At 72.8% G+C, this 23,815-nt stretch carries 21 protein-coding genes; 13 read left to right on the forward strand and 8 right to left on the reverse strand.

Annotated features, from left to right (window positions below):
• Positions 1–43 precede the first annotated feature (43 nt).
• Positions 44–979 carry an SDR family NAD(P)-dependent oxidoreductase gene (locus ACFY29_RS07700; protein ID WP_386984148.1) on the reverse strand — a complete coding sequence of 312 codons (936 nt, stop codon included), beginning with the start codon at positions 977–979 and terminating at the stop codon, positions 44–46.
• 148 nt (positions 980–1,127) lie between these two features.
• Here ACFY29_RS07700 and ACFY29_RS07705 point away from each other — a divergent pair, with 148 nt between their 5' ends.
• From ACFY29_RS07705 to ACFY29_RS07715, 3 genes are all read left to right on the forward strand, one after another.
• On the forward strand, positions 1,128–1,697 hold the full coding sequence (locus ACFY29_RS07705) for a TetR/AcrR family transcriptional regulator (RefSeq protein ID WP_386984150.1): 570 nt from the start codon (positions 1,128–1,130) through the stop codon (positions 1,695–1,697).
• A 45-nt stretch (positions 1,698–1,742) separates the two neighbouring features.
• Positions 1,743–3,080: a low temperature requirement protein A gene (locus ACFY29_RS07710; protein ID WP_386984152.1), complete on the forward strand. Its 1,338-nt coding sequence runs from the start codon at positions 1,743–1,745 to the stop codon at positions 3,078–3,080.
• A gap of 91 nt (positions 3,081–3,171) precedes the next feature.
• Positions 3,172–3,678, forward strand: coding sequence for a hemerythrin domain-containing protein (locus ACFY29_RS07715; protein ID WP_386984154.1), 507 nt, complete (start codon positions 3,172–3,174; stop codon positions 3,676–3,678).
• 23 nt (positions 3,679–3,701) lie between these two features.
• Here the strand turns inward: ACFY29_RS07715 and ACFY29_RS07720 are convergent, their stop codons facing one another.
• On the reverse strand, positions 3,702–4,112 hold the full coding sequence (locus ACFY29_RS07720) for a MerR family transcriptional regulator (protein WP_386984156.1): 411 nt from the start codon (positions 4,110–4,112) through the stop codon (positions 3,702–3,704).
• 56 nt (positions 4,113–4,168) lie between these two features.
• Here ACFY29_RS07720 and ACFY29_RS07725 point away from each other — a divergent pair, with 56 nt between their 5' ends.
• Positions 4,169–5,167 carry an aldo/keto reductase gene (locus tag ACFY29_RS07725; RefSeq protein WP_386984158.1) on the forward strand — a complete coding sequence of 333 codons (999 nt, stop codon included), beginning with the start codon at positions 4,169–4,171 and terminating at the stop codon, positions 5,165–5,167.
• A gap of 26 nt (positions 5,168–5,193) precedes the next feature.
• On the opposite strand, the gene ACFY29_RS07730 is transcribed toward ACFY29_RS07725, so the two are convergent.
• Positions 5,194–6,045 carry an NAD(P)H-binding protein gene (locus ACFY29_RS07730; protein ID WP_386984160.1) on the reverse strand — a complete coding sequence of 284 codons (852 nt, stop codon included), beginning with the start codon at positions 6,043–6,045 and terminating at the stop codon, positions 5,194–5,196.
• 321 nt (positions 6,046–6,366) lie between these two features.
• Between ACFY29_RS07730 and ACFY29_RS07735 the strand changes: the two genes are divergently transcribed.
• Positions 6,367–7,266, forward strand: coding sequence for a TIGR01777 family oxidoreductase (locus ACFY29_RS07735; protein ID WP_386984162.1), 900 nt, complete (start codon positions 6,367–6,369; stop codon positions 7,264–7,266).
• Between the two features lie 106 nt (positions 7,267–7,372).
• Here ACFY29_RS07735 and ACFY29_RS07740 read toward each other — a convergent pair whose 3' ends face one another.
• On the reverse strand, positions 7,373–8,605 hold the full coding sequence (locus ACFY29_RS07740) for a PHB depolymerase family esterase (protein WP_386984164.1): 1,233 nt from the start codon (positions 8,603–8,605) through the stop codon (positions 7,373–7,375).
• A gap of 207 nt (positions 8,606–8,812) precedes the next feature.
• On the opposite strand from ACFY29_RS07740, the gene ACFY29_RS07745 reads away from it, so the two are divergent.
• Positions 8,813–10,639: a DUF2079 domain-containing protein gene (locus ACFY29_RS07745; RefSeq protein ID WP_386984166.1), complete on the forward strand. Its 1,827-nt coding sequence runs from the start codon at positions 8,813–8,815 to the stop codon at positions 10,637–10,639.
• Positions 10,640–10,700: 61 nt separating this feature from the next.
• Positions 10,701–11,342 carry a lipoyl(octanoyl) transferase LipB gene (lipB, locus tag ACFY29_RS07750; RefSeq protein ID WP_328418993.1) on the forward strand — a complete coding sequence of 214 codons (642 nt, stop codon included), beginning with the start codon at positions 10,701–10,703 and terminating at the stop codon, positions 11,340–11,342.
• A 97-nt stretch (positions 11,343–11,439) separates the two neighbouring features.
• Here the strand turns inward: lipB and aspS are convergent, their stop codons facing one another.
• A complete protein-coding gene (gene aspS / locus ACFY29_RS07755) occupies positions 11,440–12,756 on the reverse strand; it encodes an aspartate--tRNA(Asn) ligase (RefSeq protein ID WP_386984682.1) in 1,317 nt (438 codons plus the stop codon).
• Between the two features lie 456 nt (positions 12,757–13,212).
• On the opposite strand from aspS, the gene lipA reads away from it, so the two are divergent.
• Both lipA and ACFY29_RS07765 read left to right on the forward strand, forming a co-directional pair.
• Positions 13,213–14,208, forward strand: a complete 996-nt coding sequence (lipA, locus tag ACFY29_RS07760; protein ID WP_386984167.1) for a lipoyl synthase — start codon at positions 13,213–13,215, stop codon at positions 14,206–14,208.
• 99 nt (positions 14,209–14,307) lie between these two features.
• Positions 14,308–15,915 (forward strand): hypothetical protein, encoded by a 1,608-nt coding sequence (locus ACFY29_RS07765; protein WP_386984169.1) that lies wholly within the window; start codon positions 14,308–14,310, stop codon positions 15,913–15,915.
• A gap of 61 nt (positions 15,916–15,976) precedes the next feature.
• On the opposite strand, the gene ACFY29_RS07770 is transcribed toward ACFY29_RS07765, so the two are convergent.
• Both ACFY29_RS07770 and ACFY29_RS07775 read right to left on the reverse strand, forming a co-directional pair.
• A complete protein-coding gene (locus ACFY29_RS07770) occupies positions 15,977–18,874 on the reverse strand; it encodes an AAA family ATPase (protein WP_386984171.1) in 2,898 nt (965 codons plus the stop codon).
• A 107-nt stretch (positions 18,875–18,981) separates the two neighbouring features.
• On the reverse strand, positions 18,982–19,149 hold the full coding sequence (locus ACFY29_RS07775) for a hypothetical protein (RefSeq protein ID WP_328418997.1): 168 nt from the start codon (positions 19,147–19,149) through the stop codon (positions 18,982–18,984).
• A gap of 207 nt (positions 19,150–19,356) precedes the next feature.
• Here ACFY29_RS07775 and ACFY29_RS07780 point away from each other — a divergent pair, with 207 nt between their 5' ends.
• Positions 19,357–20,043, forward strand: coding sequence for a DUF4191 domain-containing protein (locus ACFY29_RS07780; RefSeq protein WP_328418998.1), 687 nt, complete (start codon positions 19,357–19,359; stop codon positions 20,041–20,043).
• Positions 20,044–20,285: 242 nt separating this feature from the next.
• Here ACFY29_RS07780 and ACFY29_RS07785 read toward each other — a convergent pair whose 3' ends face one another.
• Positions 20,286–20,684, reverse strand: a complete 399-nt coding sequence (locus ACFY29_RS07785; protein ID WP_355604795.1) for an RDD family protein — start codon at positions 20,682–20,684, stop codon at positions 20,286–20,288.
• A gap of 262 nt (positions 20,685–20,946) precedes the next feature.
• Here ACFY29_RS07785 and glnA point away from each other — a divergent pair, with 262 nt between their 5' ends.
• From glnA to ACFY29_RS07800, 3 genes are all read left to right on the forward strand, one after another.
• A complete protein-coding gene (gene glnA, locus ACFY29_RS07790) occupies positions 20,947–22,371 on the forward strand; it encodes a type I glutamate--ammonia ligase (RefSeq protein ID WP_355604792.1) in 1,425 nt (474 codons plus the stop codon).
• A gap of 103 nt (positions 22,372–22,474) precedes the next feature.
• Positions 22,475–22,840, forward strand: coding sequence for a PadR family transcriptional regulator (locus tag ACFY29_RS07795; RefSeq protein WP_328419001.1), 366 nt, complete (start codon positions 22,475–22,477; stop codon positions 22,838–22,840).
• Positions 22,837–23,811: a hypothetical protein gene (locus ACFY29_RS07800; protein ID WP_386984173.1), complete on the forward strand. Its 975-nt coding sequence runs from the start codon at positions 22,837–22,839 to the stop codon at positions 23,809–23,811. Before ACFY29_RS07795 ends, ACFY29_RS07800 begins: the two co-directional genes overlap by 4 nt.
• Positions 23,812–23,815 lie beyond the last annotated feature (4 nt).

The following is a 23,815-nucleotide window of genomic DNA, read 5'->3' on the forward strand; positions in this document are numbered from 1 at the left end:
GGCGGGCGCCGGCCAGGTCGGAACCGGGCCGGCGCCGGAGGGCTCAGCCCTTGAGCAGCTGGGTCGAGACCTCCCAGAGCCGCTCGGCGGCCTCCGGGTCCAGCGCGTACTCCGCGACGCCGCGACGATCGCCGGGCTTGGCCGGGCCGGCCTCCTGGCTGTCCTCGAAGTACCGCCCACCGACGCCGTCGAGCAGCGGCGACGCGGCGACCAGCACCGAGGTGGCGGCACCCTGCTCGGGGGTCTTCCAGGCCGCCGCGTTGCCCGCGCGCAACCGGTCGAGTTCCTCGTCGCTGACGTAGCGCTGGAGGTTGGTCCGGATCGCCCCGGGCATCAGCGAGTTGGCCACGATGCCGTCGTCGGCCCAGCGCCGGGTCGCCTCGACGGCGAAGAGCACGTTGGCCGTCTTGGACTGCCCGTACGCCTGCCACGGCTCGTACGCCCGGCGGTCGTACTGGATGTCCTCGAAGACCACCGGCGAGCGCAGGTGCGCGGCGGAGCTGACCGAGACGATCCGGGCCCCGTCGGCGGCGGCCAGAGCCGGGCGCAGTCCGGTGGCGAGCGCGAAGTGCCCCAGGTGGTTGGTGGCGAACTGCATCTCCCAGCCCTGGGGGGTCCGGCTCAGCGGCGCGGCCATGATGCCGGCGTTGTCGACCAGGATGTGCACCGGGCCGTCCCAGTTGGCCACGAAGTCGGCGACCGAGTCCTGGTCGGCGAGGTCGAGCGGGGCGACCAGAATCCGGTCGTTACCGGTCGTGGCGGTGATGTCGTCGGCGACGCGCTGCCCGGCGTCGGTGTTGCGGACGGCCAGGGTGACCTGCGCGCCGGCGCTGGCCAGGGCGCGGGCGGTCTCCACGCCGATGCCCGACGACCCGCCGGTGACGATCGCCCGCCGCCCGCCGAGGTCCACGCCCTGGATCACGTCCATGGCGGTGGAGTCATGGGTGAACGGTGTGGTGATCGAGGTGCTCGTCGTCATGATCCATCCTTGTCCGGGTGGGGCGGACCGACCGGCCCGCCACTACGATGGAAGCGGAGGATCCTCCGCTACGGTCGAGACTAACCGGAGTTTCCTCCGGATACCACTGCGGGGTGCACCCGTCGGCCCTACCAGCCAAGGAGGAGACGTGCCGGAGACCGGCCCCCGCCCGCTACGGGCAGACGCGTTGCGCAACCGGGAGCGGCTGCTGGAGGCCGCGGTCCAGGCGTTTTCCCGCCCCGGGCCGGAGGTAACGCTCGACGCCATCGCCCGGGAGGCCGGGGTGGGCATCGGCACCCTCTACCGCCACTTCCCCACCCGCGAGGCGCTGGTCGAGGCGGCGTACCGCAACGAGCTCGGCAAGCTCTGCGAGGCCGTGCCTGAACTGCTCGACCGGTTGCCGCCGGATCGGGCGCTACGCCACTGGATGTCCCGCTTCATCGACTACCTCGCCACCAAGCGCGGGATGGCCGACGCCCTGCGCCTGGTGATCGCCGCCGGCGCCAACCCGTACGCGCAGAGCCGGGACCGGCTGCTGGAGGCGCTGGGCCGGCTGCTGGCTGCGGGCGTCGCGGCTGGCAGCGTCCGGGCGGACGTGGAAACCGGCGACGTGCTGGTAAGCCTGAGCGGGATCTCCCTGGCCGCCGGTGAGCGTGCCCAGGCCGACCGGCTCCTCGACCTACTGATGGACGGCTTGCGGCACCGACGAGCGGGCTGACCCGTTCCGGCCTCCGCCCAGGCTGGACGCTGCCAGAGTGGGTTCGTGGGTGGCTTCCGGCGGCATGGGCAACTGGGGCCGGCCGTCCCGATCGCCCCCGGCGCACGGGTGGACAAGTTCGAGGTCTTCTTCGACCTGGTCTTCGTCTTCTCGTTCTTCATCATCACCCGCGCGACCGCCGCGAACATCTCCGGCCGGCAACTGCTGCACGCCGGCCTGGTCCTCGCCGTGCTCTGGTGGATCTGGGTGGTGCACAGCCTGGTCGCCACCCGGGTCCGACTCGGCGAGGGCTACGTCCCGGTGCTCATGGTGATCGCGATGGTCGCCCTGTTCGCGTTCGCGCTGGGGCTGCCGCAGGCGTTCAGCGACCCGAAGGGAAGCGCCTCCGGGCCGATGCTGGTGGCCATCAGCTACGTCGTGGTCCGGGCCGTTCACATGATCCTGTATCAGCATGTGGTGCGGGACAGCCCGCAGGAGCGGCGGCAACTGCGGCGGTTCGCCCCGGAGCTTGCGGTGAGCATCGTGCTGCTGCTGGCCGCCGCGCTGATCCCGCCGCAGATCACCGACCCCGACCAGGCCGCCATGGTTCGCGACGGGCTGTGGATCGCCGTGGTGGTGGTGCAGTACGCCACCGGCTTCATCGTCGGCACCTGGGGCTGGGGGGTGACCAGCGCCGAGCACTGGACAGAGCGCTACGACCTCATTCTGATCATCGCTCTGGGCGAATCGGTGATCTCCACAGGGGTGGGCGGCAACCTGCTCGGCAAGCCGGCCACCTGGCCGGCGGTGGCGGCCGCCGCGCTCGGCATCGTGGTCACCGCTGCCCTCTGGTGGGCGCACTTCGACTTCATCGGGCCAGCCGCCCGGATCGCTCTGCACGCGGCGGAGGGCGGGCCCCGGGTGGCGATGGCCCGCGACGCGTACGCGTACCTCTACCTGCCGATGATCGCCGGGGTGATCCTCTTCTCCATCGGCAACGAGCAGGTCCTGCACAAGATCACTGACCCGGCCGGCGGGATCGCCGAAAAGGTCGAGGGACCGGCCGTGCCGATGCTCTTCGGCGGGTTGATCTGCTACTTCGCCACCAACATCCTGTTCCAGCTCCGCACCCTGCACACCGTCAGTTGGACTCGCGTCGGCGTCATCGTGGTGCTCACGCTGGCCCTCCCGATCGGTCAGCACCTGCCGGCGCTGGGTGCGCTCACCCTCGCGACCGTGATCTGTGTCGGACTGGTGGCCGTGGAGGTGATGGTGATGGCCAGCTCCCGGCACGCGCTGCGGTCCGTCGTCTTCCAGGAGCGGACCACCCACGAGGCCAACGAGGCCGCCTGGCGGGCCCGCTGGCACGACCTCAGGGAGCCGGACGACCCCACCACGCCCTGACCCCTCGGGATAGGATCCGGCCCAGCGTCGCGGTGCACCCGGCACGAAGGCCGCCGTGGGCATGGAGGCGCGGGGACAGCATGGGACAAACGTGCACCCAACCAGTTCACCGGCCGGCCGGCTCGCCGCCGTCGGCAATCAGATGATCGAGATCCACCTCTGGCTCAGCGCGGAGCTGGCCCGCCTCCGGGCGAGCCTCGACCCCGCCTCCCCCGGCGAGGTCCGCCCATCGCGGGACCTGCGGGCCCACTGCCTCACCTTCTGCGCCGCCCTCGGCCGGCACCACACCGGGGAGGACGCCGGCGCCTTCCGGCTGCTGGCCGACCAGGTCCCCGAGCTACGCCCCGTCATCGCCAACCTGATCACCGACCACGAGGTGGTGGCCGGGATCCTGGAGCGGGTCGAGGACCTGCTGGGCGATGTTACGGCGACGCCGGCGGCCCAACTGCGCGGCGAGCTGGACGGGCTGGCCGCGCTACTGGAGTCGCACTTCCGGTACGAGGAGAAGAGGCTGGTCAACGCGCTGAACGCGCTCACCGGCCAACCCGGGACGGCCGAGGAACTCCTCGGCCTGACCGCGCCGCGACCCGCCGACTGACGGCTGTTCGCCGCCCGCGCCGCCTACGAGCCGGGGCGGGCGGCTGCCGTCGGCTGCCCGGCCTCCGGCCCCGGGCCGGGCAGCCGCTCGTAGAAGCGGATCTTCTCCCGGAGGTGGTCGTACTGGCGCTGGAGCAGGCGCATCTGGTCCTCGACCCGCACCGCGTGCCGTTCCAGCAGCGCCCGCCGCTCGTCGGTGGTGTGCTCACCCTCCCGGGCCAGCTGCGCGTAGCGGCACATCTGGGCGATCGGCATCCCGGTGTCGCGCAGGCAGCGGAACAGCACCAACCAGCTCAGGTCGTCGTCGGTGAAGACCCGCCGGCCGCCCGCCGTCCGGCCCACGTCGGCGAGCAGGCCGATCTTCTCGTAGTACCGCAGGGTGTCCAGGCTGAAGCCGCTGCGGCGGGCAGCCTCCGCGGGGGCGTAACCACTCATGTCCCGAGAGGGTAGTGCTTGACCTGGAGTGCACTCCAGGTTGGAGGCTGGTCCGCATGACGACGACACGGACGCTGGGACGCAGCGGCATCGAGGTGAGCGCGATCGGAATGGGTTGCTGGGCGATCGGCGGCCCGCTCTGGGGCGACGACGGGCAGCCGTTCGGCTGGGGCGAGGTGGACGACGACGAGTCGATCCGCACCATCCACCGCGCACTCGACCTCGGGGTGACCCTGTTCGACACGGCCAGCAACTACGGCGCCGGGCACAGCGAGCGAATCCTCGGCCGGGCTCTGGCCGGGCGGCGGGACAGTGCGGTGATCGCCACCAAGTTCGGCAACGTCAGCGACGAGGCCACCCGGCGGGCGCTCGGCACCGACGCCAGCCCCGCCTTCGCGGTACGCAGCCTGGAGGACTCGCTGCGCCGGCTCGGCACCGACCACGTCGACCTCTACCAACTGCACATCAACGAGCTGCCGGTGCCCGCCGCGCTCGACCTGGTCGGCACCCTGGAGGACCTGGTCGGCCAGGGCAAGATCCGGGCGTACGGGTGGAGCACCGACGACCCGGCCTCGGCGGAGGCTTTCGCGGCGGCGGGCGCGCACTGCGCCGCCATCCAGCACGACGAGTCGGTGCTGCGGGACAACGCGGCGGTGCTGGCGGTCTGCGACAGCTACGACCTGGCCAGCCTCAACCGTGGGCCGCTGGCGATGGGGCTGCTCACCGGGTCGACCCGGGCGGTCGGCGCGGACGACGTGCGCGGCCGGGCACCGGAGTGGCTGGAGTGGTTCACCGACGGACGCCCGACGCCGCGCTGGGCGGCCCGGGTCGAACAGGTCCGGGCGGCGCTCACCGCCGACGGGCGCACCCTGGCCCAGGGGGCGCTCGGCTGGCTGCTGGCGCGCAGCCCGCGTACCGTGCCGATCCCCGGCCTGCGCACGGTGGCCCAGGCCGAGGAGAACCTGGCCACCCTGGCGCTCGGCCCGCTGAGCGCCGAGGCGTACGCCGAGGTGGAGCGACTGCTCGCCGACCTGCGTCCGGCCCACGCGGCCTGACCACCGGCTCCACGCCCCGGGCGCCCTCAACGGAAGTCGTCCGCGTGTTCGGCGGCCCACTGCCGGAACGTGCGCCCGGGGCGTCCGGTCACCTGCTCGACGTCCGGGGCGACCCAGCCGTTGCCGTCGGGATACCGCCCCATCTCCAGGAACCACTCGATCACCTCGGCGGGGTAGTCATCCTTCCAGTGCTCGCGGGCCTGCTCCGGGGTCAGCTCGTCGAACCGCACCGGACGGCCGATCGCCTCGCCGATCATCCGGACCGCGTCCCGGCGGCGGACCGGCTCCGGCCCGGTCGGCTGGTACACCCGGCCGGCGTGGCCATCGTCGGTGAGCGCGGCCAGGATGACCGCGGCGATGTCCGCCTCGTGGACCAACGCGCTGTTCCAGTCCCCGAACGGCGCCCGCACCACCCCCTCGGTCCGGATGCCGGCCGCCCAGTCCCGGGTGTTCGCCATGAACTCGCCGGGGAAGACGTGCGTCCACTCCAGGCCCGAGTTCTCGACAGCCCGGTGCAGAGGCCGGTGGGGTGCCTCGATCGGGTCGTCGTCCGCCCGGCTCGGATCGTTGTGACCGAGGTGGGTGACCCGGCGGACGCCGGCCTGCCGGGCCAGCTCCAGGATCTCCGCACCGGTGGTCAGCGGCCCGTACCCGTCCATCGCGACCAGGTGCATACGCGTCACGCCGCGCAGCGCCGGGGCCAGCGTGTGCGGCCTGGCGAAGTCACCCGCCACCACCTCCACCCGGTGGGGCAGGGCGGCGGCCGCCGGCGAGGCGGGGTCACGCGTCAGAGCGCGTACCTCGTGGCCGGCGGCCACCAGTTGCCGGACCAGGCTGCCTCCGACGGTCCCGGTCGCTCCGGTCACCAGGATCGGCATGGTTCCTCCTCACGGGTTGCCCGACGGCGGGCATGGTGCGCCAACCCGGCCATTCGGGGGTGCACTCGGATGGCTCATGGTCAGTCAGATCGACGCCGGAAGCAATCGCGAACATTGCATTCACGTTCGCTCTGACCTGCGGAAACACGCCGACCGCCGAATGCGCGCGACAGCCTTTTTCGGCGCCTGGAACGCCCGTTGACCTGCGTTTTCCACGCCGCCCGGTGGATCCGCGCAGATTTCTTCGCCGGGTCGCTCCGCAGCCGGTGACGTCGGCCGCCCGACGCATCCACCGACGGCGTTCTGGGCGAAGATGAGGGTATGCGGATCCTTCTGGCCGGCGCGTCCGGCTTCCTCGGCACCCGGCTGGTCGACCGGCTCTCGGCCGACGGCCACCAGGTCACCCGGCTGGTTCGCCGGCCGGCGCTCGACCCGCGGGAGCGGCGGTGGGATCCGGCCGCCGGGCAGCTCGACCCGGCGACCGTCGCCGAGTCGGACGCGGTGGTCAACCTGGCCGGCGCGGGGGTCGGCGACAAGCGCTGGAACGACGACTACCGGCGGCTGATCCGTACCAGCCGGGTGGACAGCACCAGCACCCTGGCGACCACCATCGCCGGGCTGCCGGCCGCCGACCGGCCGCAGGTGCTGTTGAACTCCTCGGCGGTGGGCTGGTACGGCAACACCGGCGACCGGGTCGTCGAGGAGGACGCCCCGGCAGGTGAGGGCTTCCTCGCCGACGTCTGCCGGGTCTGGGAGGCCGCGACCCGGCCGGCGGAGGACGCCGGGGTACGGGTGGTGCGGCTGCGCACCGGCCTGCCGCTGCACCGCGACGGTGGGCTGCTCAAGCCGCAGCTGCTGCCGTTCAAGCTGGGCATCGCCGGCCGCCTGGGCAGCGGCCGGCAGTGGCTGCCGTGGATCTCGATGGCCGACTGGCTGGACGCGATCCGCTTCCTGCTGGACCGCGCCGACATCGCCGGCCCGGTGAACGTGGTGGGGCCGAACCCGGTCACCAACGCCGAGTTCACCCGGGAGTTGGCCCGGCAACTGCACCGGCCGGCGATCATCCCGATCCCCGCGCTGGCACTCAAGGTGGTCCTCGGCGGCTTCGCCCACGAGGCCCTCACCAGCACCCGCGTCCTACCCGCCGTGCTCACCCGGGCCGGCTACCCGTACCACCACCCAGACCTCCGCACCGCCCTGCACGCCGCCCTCACCGAGTAACCCCACCGCCGTCGATCATGAAGTTATTGCCAGCCACCTCGGCGTGTCGTGGCAACAACTTCATGATCGACGGGGGTCAGCGCCCTGGGGTGGGGTGGGGCGGGGGTCAGCAGCCTATTACCCAGTGGTTGGGGGCGGTCTGCTTGAGGGCGCTGGTGTAGAAGGTGTTGTAGAGGCCCATTCGCTGGTTGGAGCCGTTCGCGTAGGCGTAGCCACCGGAGTGGTACGCGCGGCCGGCGGCCACGTGCGCGTAGTTGCTGGCGGTCACGCAGGTCGGGGGCGTGGTGGGGGTTGGGGTGGCCGTCGGGGTGGGGGTGGCCGTCGGGGTGGGGGTGGCCGTCGGGGTGGGGGTTGGGGTGGTTCCGCCGCCGTTCAGGCCGAAGAAGAGCGCGTCGCGGTACGTCGAGCAGATCGTGTCCAGGAAGTATGCGGCGGCGGTGCCGCACTGATCGGCGCCGGAGCCCGGGTCGACCGGGGTGCCGTGACCCATTCCGGATACCCGGTAGAGCCGCACGTCGTCGTTGCCGTACACCTCCAGGGTGCCGGCGGGCAGCGACGAGGTGCTGCTCGGGGTCTGCGAGACGCCGCGCACGTTGGTCCACTGGTCGCGCGACTCGGTGCCGTTGAGCGGGGCGACCGTCGTGTCCGAGGTGCCGTGCCAGATGGCCACCCTGGGCCGCTGGCCGGTGTAGCCGGAGTACGCGCCGCGGACCAGGTCGCCCCAGGCCGCCGGGCTCTTGTCCGCGCCCGGGTTCATGCAGCTGAACGCGTTGACCATGCTGGTGGCGCAGCGGTACGGAATGCCCGCGATGATCGATCCGGCGGCGAAGACGTCCGGATACGTGGCGAGCATGACCGAGCTCATCGCCGCACCCGCGGACAGGCCGCTGACGAAGACCCGGGCACCGTCCACCCCGAAGTTCGCCTTCGCGTGGTCGACCATCTGCTTGATCGACAGCGCCTCACCCTGACCCCGGGCGGTGTCCCCCGGCTCGAACCAGTTGAAGCAGGTGTTGGCGTTGTTGCCGGACTTCTGCTCCGCCACGATCAGCGCGAACCCCCACTGGTCGGCGTACTTGCGCCAGCCGGAGTTGGTGAAGTAGCCGGTCGCGTTCTGGGTGCAGCCGTGCAACAGCACCACGGCGGGCGGGTTGGCCGGCAGGTTGTCCGGCCGGTACGCGTACATGGCTAGGTTGCCGGGGTTGGAACCAAAGCTGGCGACCGCGGTGAGGCTGGCAGCCTGAGCAGGCGCGGCTAGGGCGACGACGCCGGCGGCGGCGAGGACGAGCCCGGCGACCACACCGGTCAGCCGGGTGAGGAGGTATGAGGAGCGGCGCACGGCGGCCTCCCGGGGCGAAATGTGAACTGGGTCACGGTCGAATTGCCGAGACGTTACGTCGATGTGTCGCCGCTATGACATGGGGCACACTCACACATTCACCGACGTCAAGATGTGCTCCCGGTTCGGCCGTCCCGCGACGCGATGTGTGCCCGAAGGTTCCGTGTCTGACCGGCCGGTCCAGGTCCGGTTGGTAACGTCCGCTGCGTGCCGTCCTCCCCGTCGCTGGCCACCGGGCCCGCACCCGCGTCACCGCCGCACACCGTGCGGGACCGCTGGGCCGACCTGATCGTCGTGCTGGTGGCGCTCGCGCTCGCCGTCTGGGTGACCAGTGGGCTGTGGCGGGACCCGAACCTGCGCACCATCACCGTCAACTCCAGCGACCAGGCGCTCTTCGAGTGGCTGTTGGCCTTCGGCGGGCACGCGGTCACCCACGGGGACAACCCGCTCTTCACGTACCTGATCAACGTCCCGGACGGGGTCAACCTCGCGGTCAACACCTCGATCACGGTGTACGCGGTGGTCTTCGCCCCGCTCACGTACCTGATCGGGCCGCCGGCGACGTTCCTGGTGATCCTCACCCTGAACCTGCTCGCCACCGCGCTGGCCTGGTACTGGCTGCTCTCCCGGCACCTGGTCCGCAGCCGGCTGGCCGCCGGGATCGGCGGCCTGTTCATCGCCTACTCCCCCGGCATGGTCTCGCACGCCAACGCCCACCTGAACTGGACCGCGGGCTGGCTGGTGCCGCTGCTGATCTGGCGGCTGTTCGCGCTGCGCCGGCCCGGGCACTGGCTCCGGGACGGGGTGATCCTCGGCGTCCTGGTCGCGGTGGCCTTCTCGATCGCCGCCGAGGGCCTGTTCTTCACCGCGCTCGCGCTCGGAGTGTTCGTCGCCGTCTGGGCGGTACACCCGGCCCACCGGGCCGAGGCGCGGGCCGTGCTGCCCACCTTCCTACGCGGGCTCGGAGTGACCGCGGTGGTGGCCGCCGCGCTGCTGTCGTACCCGCTGTGGCTGCACTTCGCCGGACCGCAGCGGTTCCACGGCACCGGCTTCGACCCCGTGACCCACTCCGAGGACATCGCCGCGTTCGCAGCCTTCCCGCGCCGCTCGCTGGCCGGTGAGGCCGGGCTGGGCACCTCGCTGGCACCGAACCCGACCGAGGAGAACTCGTTCTTCGGCATTCCGCTGCTGGTGCTCACCGTGGTCTGCTTCGTCGCGCTCTGGCGGTGGGCCGACGCCGGCCGCCGGGCCACCCTCTGGGCTCTGAGCGCCACCGCGTTGATCTTCACGGTGCTCTCCTTCGGGCCGGTGGCGAAGGTCGACGGGCGGCGCACCGACCTGCCGATGCCGTTCGACCTGCTCGGGCAGTTGCCGGTGGTGAACGCCGCGCTGCCCGCCCGGCTGGCCCTGGTGGTCGCGCCGGTGATCGGGGTGCTGCTGGCGTACACCATCGACCAGTTGCGCGCCGCGCCGCCCCGGCACCGCTCCACGGAGTTGGCCTGGTCGCTCGGGTTCGCGGTGGCCCTGCTGCCGCTCCTGCCCACTCCGCTCCTGACCCACGAGCGGGAGCCCATCCCGCGGTTCATCACGGCCGGGACCTGGCGGGAGTACGTCTCCCCGGGCGGGGTGCTCACCCCGGTGCCGCTGACCGTGGACATCTACCCGGACGGTCAGCGCTGGCAGGCGTACGCGCTGTCGCACCGGCAGGGTGAGTTCGACATCCCGGGCGGCTTCTTCCTCGGCCCCGGCGGCCCGGACGGACGCGGCCGGATCGGGCCGGTGCCGCGCACCCTGAGCGCGCTGATGGACCAGGCGGGCCGCACCGGAACGGTGCCGATCGTCACCGACGGCACCATCCGGGAGGTCCGCTCCGACCTGCGGCACTGGCGGATCGAGACGGTGGTGCTCGCCGACCGGGTGCACGGCGCGAAGTTCGACGTTGACGAGGAGGCGGTCCGGCGTACCGCCACCGCTCTGTTCGGTGAACCGCAACGGGTCGACGACGTCTGGGTCTGGCGCGTTCCGCCGGCCTGACCGGCCGTGGTGAGGCGGCTCACCAGGGATCGGAGCCGGTGGCCGGACTAGGCTCGGTGGCGTGACAACGACGACCTCCGGCCTGACGGCCGTCCGCGCCGGCCTGCTCGAGTACCAGGCCGCCTGGGACGAGCAGCGCCGCCTGCACGAGTCGGTGGTGGCCGGCGAACGCGGCGACACCGTGCTGCTGCTGGAGCACCCGAGCGTCTACACCGCGGGCAAGCGCACCGAGCCGTGGGACCGGCCGGCGGACGGCACCCCGGTCGTCGACGTGGACCGCGGCGGCAAGATCACCTGGCACGGGCCGGGGCAGCTCGTCGGCTACCCGATCCTCCGACTGCCCGACCCGGTGGACGTGGTCGCCTACGTGCGCCGCACCGAGAAACTGCTGATCGACGTGTGCGCCGAGTTCGGGCTGGCCGCCGGCCAGGTCGAGGGCCGCAGCGGTGTCTGGGTGCCCGAGGACGACCGGGGGCCGGCCCGCAAGGTGGCCGCCATCGGCATCCGGGTCGCCCGGGGCGTCACACTGCACGGATTCTCGATCAACTGCGACTGCGACCTGACGTCCTTCGACCGGATCGTGCCGTGCGGCATCCGGGACGCCGGCGTCACCTCGCTCACCGCCGAGTTGGGCCGCCCGATCACCGTCGCCGACGTGCTCCCGGTCGTCGAGCGCCGACTGTCCACCCTGATCGAGGTGTAGCACCCGGCCGGCGGTGCGATGCCGTCGGCTCGATCCGCCCGAATGACGACCCAGGGGCCCCTGTTCCGCCGAAGGCGTTGACAGGGGCCCCTGTTTGTCACGGGGTCAGCCGGTGCAGGTCGCGCGGGAACGCGGTGACCTCCCGGACGTTGGCCGCGCCGACCAGGCGGGCCACGAAGCGCTCCAGGCCGATGGCGAAGCCGCCGTGCGGCGGCATGCCGTGCTGGAACGCGTCCAGATACCCGGCGTACGGCTCGACCGGCTCGCCCCGGGCCGCCAGCGCCGCCAGGTAGTCGGCGTGCCGGTGCAGCCGCTGCCCGCCGGTGACCAGCTCCAGGCCACGAAAGAGCAGGTCAAAGCCGTTGGAGTACGCCGGCCGGCCCGGGTCCGGATGGGTGTAGAACGGCCGCTTCGCCATCGGGTAGCCGGTGACGAAGAGAAACTCCGACCCGTGCTCGCGGCGGGCCCACTCCCCCAGCGCCCGCTCGTGGGCGGGCGCGAGGTCCGGCTCGTCGTCGGGTGCGCCGGCGATCTGCAACGCGTCGGTGAAGTGCACCGCCGGGATCTCCGCCGGCACGGCCGGCACCTCGACGCCGAGCGTCTCCAACGCACCCGCGGCCCGCTCGCCCACCGCGCCCAGCATCCCGGCCAGGACGTCGCGCAACACGCGCATCACGTCCCGGTGGTCGGCCACGAAGCCCAGCTCCGCGTCGAGCGAGGTGTACTGCGCGAGGTGCCGGACGGTGTCGTGCGGCTCGGCCCGGAACACCGGCCCCACCTCGTAGACCCGTTCGAAGACGCCGACCATCAGCTGCTTGTAGAACTGCGGCGACTGGGCCAGGTACGCGGGCCGGCCGAACCAGTCCAGCGCGAACACGTTCGCGCCGCTCTCGGTCGACGAGCTGACCACCTTCGGAGTGTGGATCTCCACGAAGTCCCGGGCGTCGAGCGCGGCCCGGAACCCGGCCACCGCGGCCGCCGAGACGCGCAGCGCGGCCGACCGGGTGGGGTGCCGCAGCGCGGTCGGCGCATGGTCGAGCTGGGTGGGCAGGCTCGCGGTGAGCGCCGGCCGGTACAGGTCGAACGGTGGCGGCACGGCGGGCGGGCCGAGCGGGCGTACCGTCGGGTCGGTCAGCTCGACCCCGGCGGACGTCGTAGCCGCCCCGGCTGTGGGCGCGGCGTGACTGTCCCGCGCGACCACCGTGGCAATGACCTCGACGACCGTCTCCTCGGTGAGTTTCTCCAGGTCGGCGCGGACAGCCGGGTCGGTGATGACGACCTGGGCCAGGCCGGCGGCGTCCCGCACGATCAGGAAGGCCACCGACTTCAGCAGCCGGCGGCGGTGTACCCAGCCGGCGATCCGCACAGTCGTGCCGAGGTGGAGGTGCAGGTGGTGGGAAAGGACGCGTTGCATGGTGGGCTGCTCCTCGGTCAATCGCGACGCCTTCGCCACCTCCCGGGCGGCGAAGCGTCGCATCAGCCCCAGGGAGGTGTGGGCGAGCGGGAACCTCGCGGTGCCACCACACCTTCGCCCCCGCCGGAGCGGGAGCCTCGTTCGTCGCCTGATGACCGGGGCCAGCCGGGCGGGCTCTACTGGGCACGGGGGCGACCCGCAACCGTTCTTCCCGCAGCTCGGGAGGGTCTTCACGCACCGGCGCCAGACCGCCTCTCAGCACCGGCGGCTCTCTGCACTGGCGGGTCGGGGCGCTACTCGGCTCCGTCGTCGCTGTTGGCGGTGACCGTAGCACCCGACGTCCGTCGGTGTGACGCCCATTTTCGACAGGGCGGTGTCCGGCGTCACAACATCTGCGGCGTGATGCCGGTCGCCTGACGCACATAGACGACGGCCGTCGGGCGTAGGCTCGTTTTCGTGACGATCGAGCACTCCGCGCCGACGACCGGCCAGGCAGCGCGCACCGCAACGGCCGCCCCCGAGGGGCGTCGCCTGCTGCGGATCGAGGCGCGCAACGCCGAGACGCCGATCGAGCGCAAACCGCCATGGATCAAGGTCAAGGCCAAGATGGGGCCGGAGTACACCCAACTGCGCGGGCTCGTCTCGCGCGAGGGGCTGCACACCGTCTGCCAGGAGGCTGGCTGCCCCAACATCTACGAGTGCTGGGAAGACCGCGAAGCCACCTTCCTCATCGGTGGCGACCAGTGCACCCGGCGCTGTGACTTCTGCCAGATCGACACCGGAAAGCCGGCCGAGTTCGACGCCGACGAGCCCCGCCGGGTCGCCGAGTCGGTGGTCTCGATGGGGCTGCGCTACGCCACCATCACCGGCGTCGCCCGGGACGACCTGCCCGACGGCGGCGCCTGGCTGTACGCCGAGACCGTCCGGCAGATCCACGCCCTCCAGGCCGGCTGCGGCGTCGAGCTGCTGATCCCGGACTTCAACGCCGTCCCCGAGCAGCTGGCCGAGGTCTTCGGCTCCCGCCCGGAGGTGCTGGCGCACAACGTGGAGACCGTGCCGCGGATCTTCAAGCGGATCCGGCCGGCATTCCGCTACGACCGCTCGCTGGACGTGATCCGGCAGGCCCGCGCCGACGGCCTGGTCACCAAGAGCAACCTGATCCTGGGCATGGGCGAGGAGCGGGCCGAGGTCTCCCAGGCGCTCCGCGACCTGCACGAGGCCGGCTGCGAGCTGATCACCATCACCCAGTACCTGCGGCCCTCCCCCCGGCACCACCCGGTGACCCGCTGGGTCAAGCCGGAGGAGTTCGTGGAGCTGCGCGAGGAGGCCGAGGAGATCGGCTTCGCCGGGGTGATGAGCGGGCCGCTGGTGCGCTCGTCGTACCGGGCCGGCCGGCTCTACCGGCAGGCGCTCGACGCCCGCGCCGCGACCCCGGCCGCCACCGCCGGCTGAGCCGCACCACCGGCACTCCGACTTCCACCGCCCGGCTGAGCCGCGCCCGACCCGCCGGGCGCGGCACGCCGCGCGAGCGGTCGGTGCCATGATCGTGCGATGACCGTCGGGGTACGCCAGCAGCCGCATGGGGCGGGCAACCCGCGCCTCCGGCCCGGCGCACGCCCCGGACTGGTCGGCTGGCTCACCGGGCTGGCCCTGCTCGCCGGGGTGGGCTACCGGCTCTGGTTGCTGGGCCACGCCGCGCCACCGACGAACAGCGACGAGGCCACCATGGGGTTGGCCGCGCTGCACATCGCCCGGGGCGAGAACTTTCCGGTCTGGTTCTACGGCCAGCAGTACATGGGCACGCTGGAGGCGTACCTGGCCGCGCCGGTGTTCGCTCTGGCCGGCGGGCCGTCGCTGCTCGGCCTGCGGCTGCCCACGCTGGTGCTGTACGCGGTGTTCCTGCTGCTTGCCTGGCGGTTGACGCTGCGGCTGACCGGGGACCGCTGGTTCGGGCTGCTCGTGGTGACGCTGCTCGCCCTCGGCTCCGACCGGGTCGTCAAGAACCAGCTGATCGCCGGCGGCGGCTATCCCGAGATGAACGCCGCCGGGGTGGCGCTCGCCCTGCTCGCCCTCGACCTGGCCACCGGCCGGCCGGGGCGGCGGCTGGTCCGCTGGGCGGCCTGGGGGCTCCTGTCCGGCCTGATGCTCTGGGTCGACCCGCTGGTGCTGCCGTACATCCTGGCCACCGGGGCGGTACTGATCGGGTTCTGCCGCCGGGAACTGCGCGGGGCGGCCGGAGCGCTGCTCGGGGCGGCCGCCGCGCTGGGGGCGGCCCCGCTGCTGGTGCACAGCCTGCTGACCGGCCGGAACCCGCTGCACGCGGTACTCGCCGCCGGTGGGGCGAACGCCACCGCGGGCTGGGCGGAACGGCTGCACGGCGGGCTGCTGCTCGGCCCGCCGCTGGGCATGGGCTTCTGCGCCCCCGGGCAGTGCGCCACCTGGCAGCTCTGGTGGGCGCTCGCACTGCCGGTGCTGCTGGCCGTCGCCGCCGGGACCGCCTGGCGAACGCTGCGCCGGTCGTCCACCGCCCCGGCTGACCCGTCGCCCCGGGTCACGGCGGCGATGCGGCTGGCTCTCGTACTGGCCGCGGTGGCCACCCTCGTCGCGTACACCGCGAGCAGCGCCGCCGGGCTCACCCCGGTGGAGAGTTCCCGCTACCTGTCCTGCCTGCTCATCTCCCTGCCGGCGCTGCTCTGGCCACTGTGGATGGCGGCCCGGCACCGAGCCGGGTGGACCGTCGTCCGGCCGGTCGCGCTGGTCGTGCTCGCTGCCACGTTGGGCACCACCGCCCACGCCACCTGGCAGGCGACGCAGACCGCCCCGGCGATCCGGGCCGCCGAGGCCCGGCACGCCGAGCTGGTGACCACCCTGCGGCAGCTCGGCGTACGCCACGTACGCGCCGGCTACTGGACCTGCAACCGGCTCACCTTCGCCAGTGGGGAGGACGTGGCCTGCGCGGTCGTCGACGACACGCTGCGCCCCGGCTTCGACCGCTACCCCGCGTACCGGCGGGAGGTGGAGCGCGCGGCGGCACCGGCCTGGGTCGCGCCGGCCGACTCACCGCTGGCGACCCGGCTCGACGAGCGGCTGCGCGCCGCCCCGGGAAGCCTGGACCTGGTCACCCTGGACGGCTGGCGGATCTACCTGCCGCACGCCTGAAGGTGCCGAGCCGCCCCGGCTCGCTCGTCAGCGGGGTGGCCGAGCCGCCCCGGCTCGCTTGTCAGCGGGGTACGGCGGGCTCGGTGAGCAGGCCAAGGCGGTGCGCCAGGGCGGCGGCCTCCACCCGGTTGGTCACGCCCAGCTTGGCGATGATCCGGGACACGTGCACGCTGGCCGTCTTCGGCGAGATGAACAGCCGCTCGGCGATCCGGCTGTTGCTGTGCCCCTCGGCGACCAGGAGCAGCACCTCCCGTTCCCGAGCGGTCAGCAGATCGGTGCCGGGGCCGCCCTGGCCCGCTCCGCGCAGGCCGACCCGGCGGGCCAGCGTGGCGGCCGTATCGGCCAGCGGCGTCGCGCCCAGTCGCCGGGCGATCTCGGCGGCCTCGGTGACCGCCGCCGCCACCTCGTCCCGCTCTCCGGCCGAGGCGGCCGCCTCGGCCAGCGCCAGCAGTGCCCGGCCCAGCGGGTACGGCTGCCCGTCGGCGCGCCACGCGTCCACCGCCGCACGCCACGCCGGCAGCGCCTGATCACCGGCCGCGAGCAGCGCGGTGACCTGGGCGGCATGCGCCCGCGCGCCCGGATGCAGCGCGGGCAGATCGGCCGCGAGCGCCGCGACGGCGGCGGCCAGCTCCCGGTCGCCCACCCGGGCGGCGGTACGAGCGACGGCGCTGAGCACCGGCCAGCCCTCGCGGGGCAGCTGCGGCAGGCTCCCATCGGCCAGCGCGACGCGGGCCGCCCGGACCGCCTCGACCTTGTCGTCGGCGGCCAGCGCCGACTCGATCGCCAGCTCGTGCAGGGGCAGCCGATGGTTCGGCCACAGGTAGGGCCGGCCGAGGAAGGCCAGCGCCCGGTCGACCAGCTCGTCGGCGGCCGGGTGGGCCCGGGCCAGCCGCAGCCCGGCGCCCAACTGGAGCCAGTGCAGCCCGGTGACGCCGGACAGGTCGATCCGGGCGGCCTCCGCGCACACCGCCTCGGCCTCGTCCCACCGGCCCAGCGCGATCAGCGCCTCGGCCCGGTTGGACAACAGGTACGCCCCGGTGGAGCGGCTGATTCCCACTCGCCGCGCCTCGGCCACGCCGGCTTCGGCCGCCTGCGCGGACTCGGCGTAGCGACCCAGCTCGCAGAGCAGGTCCGACCGGTACACCATTGCGAGCACCAGGGTTGGCGCGTCACCGGACGCACGGGCGGCGGCCTCGGCCCGGCTCAGCTCGGCCAGCCCTCGCTCCAGGTCCCGCTCGCCGTGGCACAGCAGGGCGATCCGCGTGGGCAGCAGGGCCACGTCCTCGCCGAGCGCCTCGGCGTCCGTGGCGGCCTCGGCGGCCACCCGGGCGGCCTGCTGAGGGTCGATCTTGACCAGGTGGGCGGCGATGTCGGCGAGCAGTTGTACCCGCTCCACACCGGCCGGGCCGCCCGCCGCCAGCCGGTACGCCTCACTCAGCTCGCTGCTGCCGTCGCTCTTGCCGAGCAGGGCCAGCAGTCGACCCCGCTGGTCCTGCAGGCGGGCGGCGCGCAGCGGCGCGGCGTCGGCGTCCACCTCGGCCAGGCCGGCCCGGGTCAGGGTGATCGCACGGCTGAAGTCGCCCGCCGTGACTGCGGCGCCCAGGGTCTGCTCCAGCAGCGCCAGGTGGTCCATGCCGAGCCGGTCGGCGGCGTCGGGCACCAGCTCCCACAGCTCCAGCGCCCGTTCCAGCAGCCGGCGCTGCTCGGCGTAGGCGTACCGGTCGGCGGCGGCGCAGGCCGCGGCCAAGGCGGCGACCAGGGCTCGCGGGTGGTCGTGCGCGGCGTACCAGTGGTGGGCGATCTCGGCCGGTGCCCGGCCCTCGGCGACCAGGTGCGGCTGGGCCACGATCGCGGCGGCGAAGCGGGCGTGCAGCCGGGCGTGCTCGCCGGGCAGCAGCTCGTCGTGCACGGCCTCGCGGACCAGCGCGTGTCGGAACTCGTAGTCGCCGTCCGGGTCGGCCACCACCAGCTGGGCGGCGACGGCGGCGCGCAGCGCGTCCTCCAGCTCCGCCTCGGGCAGCGCGGCGACCTCGGCGATCAGGTGGTGGGCGAAACGGCTGCCGCCGGCCGCGGCGATCCGCAACACCCGCTGGGCCGGCTCGGGCAGCCGGTCCACCCGGGCCAGCAGCAGATCGCGCAGCGTCTCGGGGAGCGCGGCGCAGCCGAGCGGGTCGCCGGCGACGGCCAGCTCCTCGATGAAGAAGGGATTGCCCTGGGTGCGGTCGTGAATGTCGTCGACGGCGCGGGCGGTCGGCTCGGCGCCGAGCAGGTCCGCGAGGATCGCGGCGGTGCCGTCGCGGTCCAACCGGCCCAGCTCGACCCGCTCGACGCCGCGGGCCCGGTCCAGCTCGGCCAGGAACGGGCGCAACGGATGCCCACGCTGCAACTCGTCGGTGCGGTAGGTGCCGACCAGCAGCAGCCGGCCCGGCCGGGCGGCCCGGACCAGAAAGCCGATCAGGTCCCGGGTGGAGCGGTCCGCCCAGTGCAGGTCCTCGATCACCAGCACCAGCGGTCGGGCGTCGGCGAGCCGCTGGAACAGCTCGGCGACCAGGTCGAACAGGTATCCGCGCGGGGCGTCGGTGAGCGGCGCGGCGGCCGGCACGGCCAGCGCCGCCGGCACCCGACCCAGCTCCGGCAGCAGCCGGGCGAACTCCGCCTCGTAGCCGGCGAAGACCTCGGCGCCGTCGGCGCGCAGCACCGCGCGCAGGGCGGCGGCGAACGGGGCGAACGGCAGGCCGGCCTCGCCCAACTCCAGGCACTGGCCGACCAGCACCCGGGCTCCGGTGTCGGTGGCCCCGCCCGCGAACTCCTCCAGCAGCCGGGTCTTGCCCACGCCCGCCTCGCCACCGACCAGCACTGTGCTCGGCTCCCCGGTGCGGGCGCGGGCCAGCGCGCCGCGCAGCGCGGCAATCTCGCGCTGGCGGCCGACGAGGACGGAGCTGGCGGCACGTACGGTCACGGGAACGAGCATGCCATGGCGGCCCACGCCGCCGGCCCCGCCGATCGGCCGGTGACCGAGTGGCGGGGCCGGCGACGGGACGGGCGCGGCGGCTGGGGCGGGCGCCGTCACCGGTGGTCGTCACCGGTGCGGCGGACCTGGCGCCGGCCTAGCCAGCTGCGGCCGGCCGGGCGTGACACCGAGCGGGCGAGTCGTTCCGCCGCCGCCTCGGCGCGCAGCTCAGCGGCGTGGGTACGGTGCAGGGAGAGCAGAAATTCTGCGTCGTTGCCGAACATGTCGGGCTCCTTCGTGGCGTCGTCATCTTTCTGCTGATGACTCTTCGCGCGAAGGCCCCACCCGGGCATGGGCACACCGCCTGATCTTCCCCGGTGCCACCCTCCTTACCCGCCCGCCAGAGACGCCTGAGGCGACGTAAGGTACTCAGCCGGCCGGCACCCGGACGCGGATCAACGGGGCCGACGGCGCCCACTAGACTCTCCGACATGGCAAAGCCCCAGGAGAAGGTCTCGTTCGGCCAGCGGCTGAAGCAGATCGGGATGGTGTTCAAGTTCACCGCCAAGCAGGACCGGTGGTTCGCCCCGCTGGTCGCCGCCGCGGTGCTCCTCCCGCTCGCCGTCACCGTGGTCGCGGTCATCCTCTGGAGCTGGATCTGGCTGCCGGTCGGCATCCTGTTCATCCTGCTCGCGGTGCTGATTGTGCTGAACCTCCGGTCCAACAAGGCGATGATGAACGCCGCCGAGGGCCAGCCCGGCGCAGCAGCGCAGATCATGGAGAACATGCGCGGCGACTGGCGGGTCACCCCGGCGGTCAGCTCCACCACCCAGATGGACATGGTCCACCTGGTGATCGGCCGGCCGGGCGTGATCCTGCTGGCCGAGGGCAACCCGCAGCGGGTGCGCGGCCTGCTCGGGCAGGAGAAGCGGCGGCTGTCCAAGGTGATCGGCTCCGCCCCGCTGCACGACTACGTGATCGGGCAGGACGAGGGCGAGCTGCCGATCCGCAAGCTACGGACGACGCTGCTGCGGCTGCCCCGCGCGCTCTCCGGCAAGGACGTCAACTCGCTGGACAAGCGGCTGAAGGCGCTCACCGCCCGCCCGCAGATGCCCAAGGGCGCGATCCCGAAGAACATGCGGCCGCCGGGCAACTTCCGCCAGTCGCGGGGCCGCTGACCCCCCGCCGTACACCGAACGGAGCCGGACCTACAGGTCCGGCTCCCTTCCGTTACCCCACCACGTCCCCCGACCCTCGCCCCGACCCTGGCCCCGGTGCGGGCGCCAAGATCGCGCTGGATCCAGGATGTAGTGGCCTGGAACGCCAGGGATGCCACTACATCCTGGATCGAGCGCGATCTTGCCGGTGGCGTTCCTGATCGAGCGCGATCTTGCGGGTCGCGGTCCCTGGCGCCGGGGGGTCAGTTGCGGGGTGCGTCGACGATGACCGAACCGGTGAGGCGGTCGTGCAGCCCACGGCGGTGCTCGTCCATGATCAGGGCGGGGACGACCAGGGCCAGCAGCAGGCCCCGGAGCAGCCCCTGGAACAGCCCGATCCGCCCGCCGTCGGCCCAGCTCACGCAGCGGATCTTCGTGATGTACATGCCCGGCGTCTGGGCGAACAGGCCGAGGAAGAGGCCGTACTCGAGGATCAGCACCAGCACCGGCGCCCAGCCGTCGCGCACCGGGTCGGCGAAGATGTTGGCCACCAGCAGGCAGAGCACCCAGTCGATGATCAGCGCTCCGAACCGCCGACCGAGGCTCGGCGGGGTGAAGGAGGGGTCGGTGGCGGGCGCTGCCGTGGCGTGCGGGTTGGTCACAGCGGTCAAGGGTATCCGCGTCGGGATCGGGGCTTCCGGGTGCCGCCCCTCGCCGCGTGCCTAATCGGGCTAATCGCATCAGATGTCATTACAATGGCACAGCCGGTACGGCGTTCGCGGCGGGCCGAAAGCGGTGGAAGAGCGTCGCTGACGCTCCGCGAGCGACGTAACACGGCAGAAACATCGGAGACATGGCCGGGCAACCGCTTGGGAATAGCGTCGCCAGAAGCCTAGCCACCCAGTGGACGTGCCAGGAGGACGTGTGTTCGCCAATCCCGAGGAACTGCTGCGATACCTCAAGAACGAGGACGTGAAGTTCGTCGACGTACGTTTCTGTGACCTGCCCGGCGTGATGCAGCACTTCAATCTGCCGGTCGAGTCCGTCAACGACGACCTCTTCACCGACGGCCTCGCGTTCGACGGTTCGTCGATCCGCGGTTTCCAGGCGATCCACGAGTCGGACATGCTCCTGCTCCCGGACGTCGCCACCGCGTTCATCGACCCGTTCCGGGCGCAGAAGACCCTCGCCCTGAACTTCTTCATCCACGACCCGTTCACCCGCGAGGCCTACACCCGCGACCCGCGCAACGTCGCGAAGAAGGCCGAGGCGTACCTCGCGGCCAGCGGCATCGCCGACACCGCCTACTTCGGCGCCGAGGCCGAGTTCTACATCTTCGACTCGATCCGCCACGAAACCTCGGCGCACCAGTCGTTCTACTACATCGACTCCATCGAGGGCGCCTGGAACTCCGGCCGCGAGGAGCCGGGCGGCAACCGCGGCTACAAGACCGCCTACAAGGGCGGCTACTTCCCGGTGCCCCCGGTCGACCACTACGCCGACCTGCGGGACTCGATCGTGCGCCGGCTGGTCGACACCGGCTTCACTGTGGAGCGTTCGCACCACGAGGTGGGCACCGCCGGCCAGTCCGAGATCAACTACCGGTTCTCCACCCTGCTGCACGCCGCCGACCAGCTTCAGCTCTTCAAGTACATCGTGAAGAACGAGGCCTGGGCGAACGGCAAGACCGCCACCTTCATGCCCAAGCCGCTGTTCGGCGACAACGGTTCCGGCATGCACACCCACCAGAGCCTCTGGCTGGGCGGTGAGCCGCTGTTCTACGACGAGACCGGCTACGCGGGCCTGTCCGACACCGCCCGCTGGTACATCGGCGGCCTGCTGCACCACGCCCCGTCGCTGCTGGCCTTCACCAACCCGACGGTCAACTCGTACCGCCGGCTGGTGCCGGGCTTCGAGGCGCCGGTCAACCTGGTCTACTCGCAGCGCAACCGCTCCGCCTGCACCCGCATCCCGGTCACCGGCAGCAACCCGAAGGCCAAGCGCGTCGAGTTCCGGGTGCCGGACCCGTCGGCCAACGTGTACCTCGCCTTCTCGGCCATGATGATGGCCGGCCTGGACGGCATCAAGAGCAAGATCGAGCCGCCGACGCCGATCGACAAGGACCTCTACGACCTCCCGCCGGAGGAGTGGGGCGACGTCAAGCAGGTCCCGGGCTCGCTGCCGGCGGTGCTCGACTCGCTGGAGGCCGACCACGACTACCTGCTCGACGGCGGCGTCTTCACGCCGGACCTGATCTCCACCTGGGTCGAGTGGAAGCGGGCCAACGAGGTCGACCCGGTGCGTCTGCGCCCGACCCCGCACGAGTTCGCCATGTATTACGACTGCTGAGCAGTCGCTCCATCACCGGCCGGCCCGGCTCCGCGATCGCGGAGCCGGGCCGGCCGCTTTGTAACGCCCCCCGATATACCTTCGTCTCCGATATATTGAGGCGGTGGACACACCCCTGCGCGAACCCACCTTCCTGATCCTCACCGCGCTCGCCGTCGAACCAATGCACGGCTACGGGCTGATCGGCGAGGTCGCCGCCCTCTCCGACCACCGCGTATCCCTCCGCCCCGGGACGCTCTACGGGGCGCTCGACCGGCTGGTCGACGCCGGCCTCGTCGAGGTCGACCGGGAGGAGGTGGTGGACGGCCGGCTGCGCCGCTACTACCGGCTCTCCCCTGCCGGCGACGCGACCCTGAGCGCCGAGACGGAGCGGCTACGTCGCAACGTCGAGGCCGCGACCGCACGGCTGGCCGAGCGGGCTCGCGCCGCTCGGCCGACCACCCCACGCGTGGCTGGAGGGCTGGCATGACCGATCTTGAGCGCCGTTACCTGCGACTGCTGTCCGCGTACCCCGCCGACTACCGGCGCGCCCGTGGCGCCGAGATCGTCGGCACCTACCTGGACCTGGCCGCACCAGGTCGACGTTGGCCCTCGCCCGCGGACGCCGTCGACGTCCTGCGCGGCGGGCTCCGCCAGCGGGTGCGCGCCGCAGGCGCGGCCGACCTGGTGCCGGGCGTACGCCTCGCGGCCGTCCTGGCCCTCCTGGCCGCCACTTCGCTCGCCGGGGTCTGGACGGTGCTGGAGCTACGCCCCCCACCGCCCGAGTTCGGCGATCCAGCCGCCGGGCCGTTCGTCTCGCTCGGCATCGTGGCATGGACCGCCTGGGGGCTCGCCGCGCTGGTGCATGCCCTGGCACCCGCTCGGTGGACCCGGGGCGCCGTCGCGCTCGCGGTGCTCCTCACGCTCGCACTCGTCCCCGCCGCCGCACTCACCGGCCTGCCGCGCCCGCCACTGTTCGTGCTGCTACCGCAGGTCGGGTTGGGCCTGGTCGCACTCGGCGCACCCGACGGGCTGCCGGCGCCGCTGCGAGCGATGCCGCTGGTGGCCGCCATCGGCGCCAACCTCGCGGGGACGAATCTGTTGCACCGGCATGTGTTTGCCGGGAGCTACTACACCTGGACGGTAGTCCCGGTCCTGCCGAGCGCCGCCGTGGTGGTGCTCGGCGCGGTGGTGCTACTCGGCGTGGGGCTGGCGCTGCGCGGCGACCACCGGGGCGGCTGGGCCGTCCTGATCCTGCTCACCCCGGTGGGCCTGCTGGCCCTGCAACCGCTGGCGGGGGCGCTGGACGGCATGCCGAGCAGGTTCATCCCGAACTGGACGGCGCTAGCCGCGACGGCTGTCCTGGTGACACTGGTCGGCCCCGCACTGCTGCCGCTGACGCTCGCCCTGCGCACCCGCTGGACCCGGCTGACCCGGCCCCACCCCGGCCTCCCCCGCTGATCAT

It is taken from the genome of Micromonospora sp. NPDC000668 (genome assembly GCF_042897975.1).
Classification (GTDB): domain Bacteria; phylum Actinomycetota; class Actinomycetes; order Mycobacteriales; family Micromonosporaceae; genus Micromonospora.

Coding starts and splice junctions, on each gene's coding strand:
- ACFY29_RS07730 (WP_386984160.1), bottom strand. CDS start 6,045: ATGCCGATCCTGGTGACCGGAGCGACCGGGACCGTCGGAGGCAGCCTG.
- ACFY29_RS07735 (WP_386984162.1), top strand. CDS start 6,367: ATGCGGATCCTTCTGGCCGGCGCGTCCGGCTTCCTCGGCACCCGGCTG.
- ACFY29_RS07800 (WP_386984173.1), top strand. CDS start 22,837: ATGACCGATCTTGAGCGCCGTTACCTGCGACTGCTGTCCGCGTACCCC.
- ACFY29_RS07765 (WP_386984169.1), top strand. CDS start 14,308: ATGACCGTCGGGGTACGCCAGCAGCCGCATGGGGCGGGCAACCCGCGC.
- ACFY29_RS07725 (WP_386984158.1), top strand. CDS start 4,169: ATGACGACGACACGGACGCTGGGACGCAGCGGCATCGAGGTGAGCGCG.
- ACFY29_RS07720 (WP_386984156.1), bottom strand. CDS start 4,112: ATGAGTGGTTACGCCCCCGCGGAGGCTGCCCGCCGCAGCGGCTTCAGC.
- ACFY29_RS07775 (WP_328418997.1), bottom strand. CDS start 19,149: ATGTTCGGCAACGACGCAGAATTTCTGCTCTCCCTGCACCGTACCCAC.
- ACFY29_RS07780 (WP_328418998.1), top strand. CDS start 19,357: ATGGCAAAGCCCCAGGAGAAGGTCTCGTTCGGCCAGCGGCTGAAGCAG.
- aspS (WP_386984682.1), bottom strand. CDS start 12,756: ATGCAACGCGTCCTTTCCCACCACCTGCACCTCCACCTCGGCACGACT.
- ACFY29_RS07700 (WP_386984148.1), bottom strand. CDS start 979: ATGACGACGAGCACCTCGATCACCACACCGTTCACCCATGACTCCACC.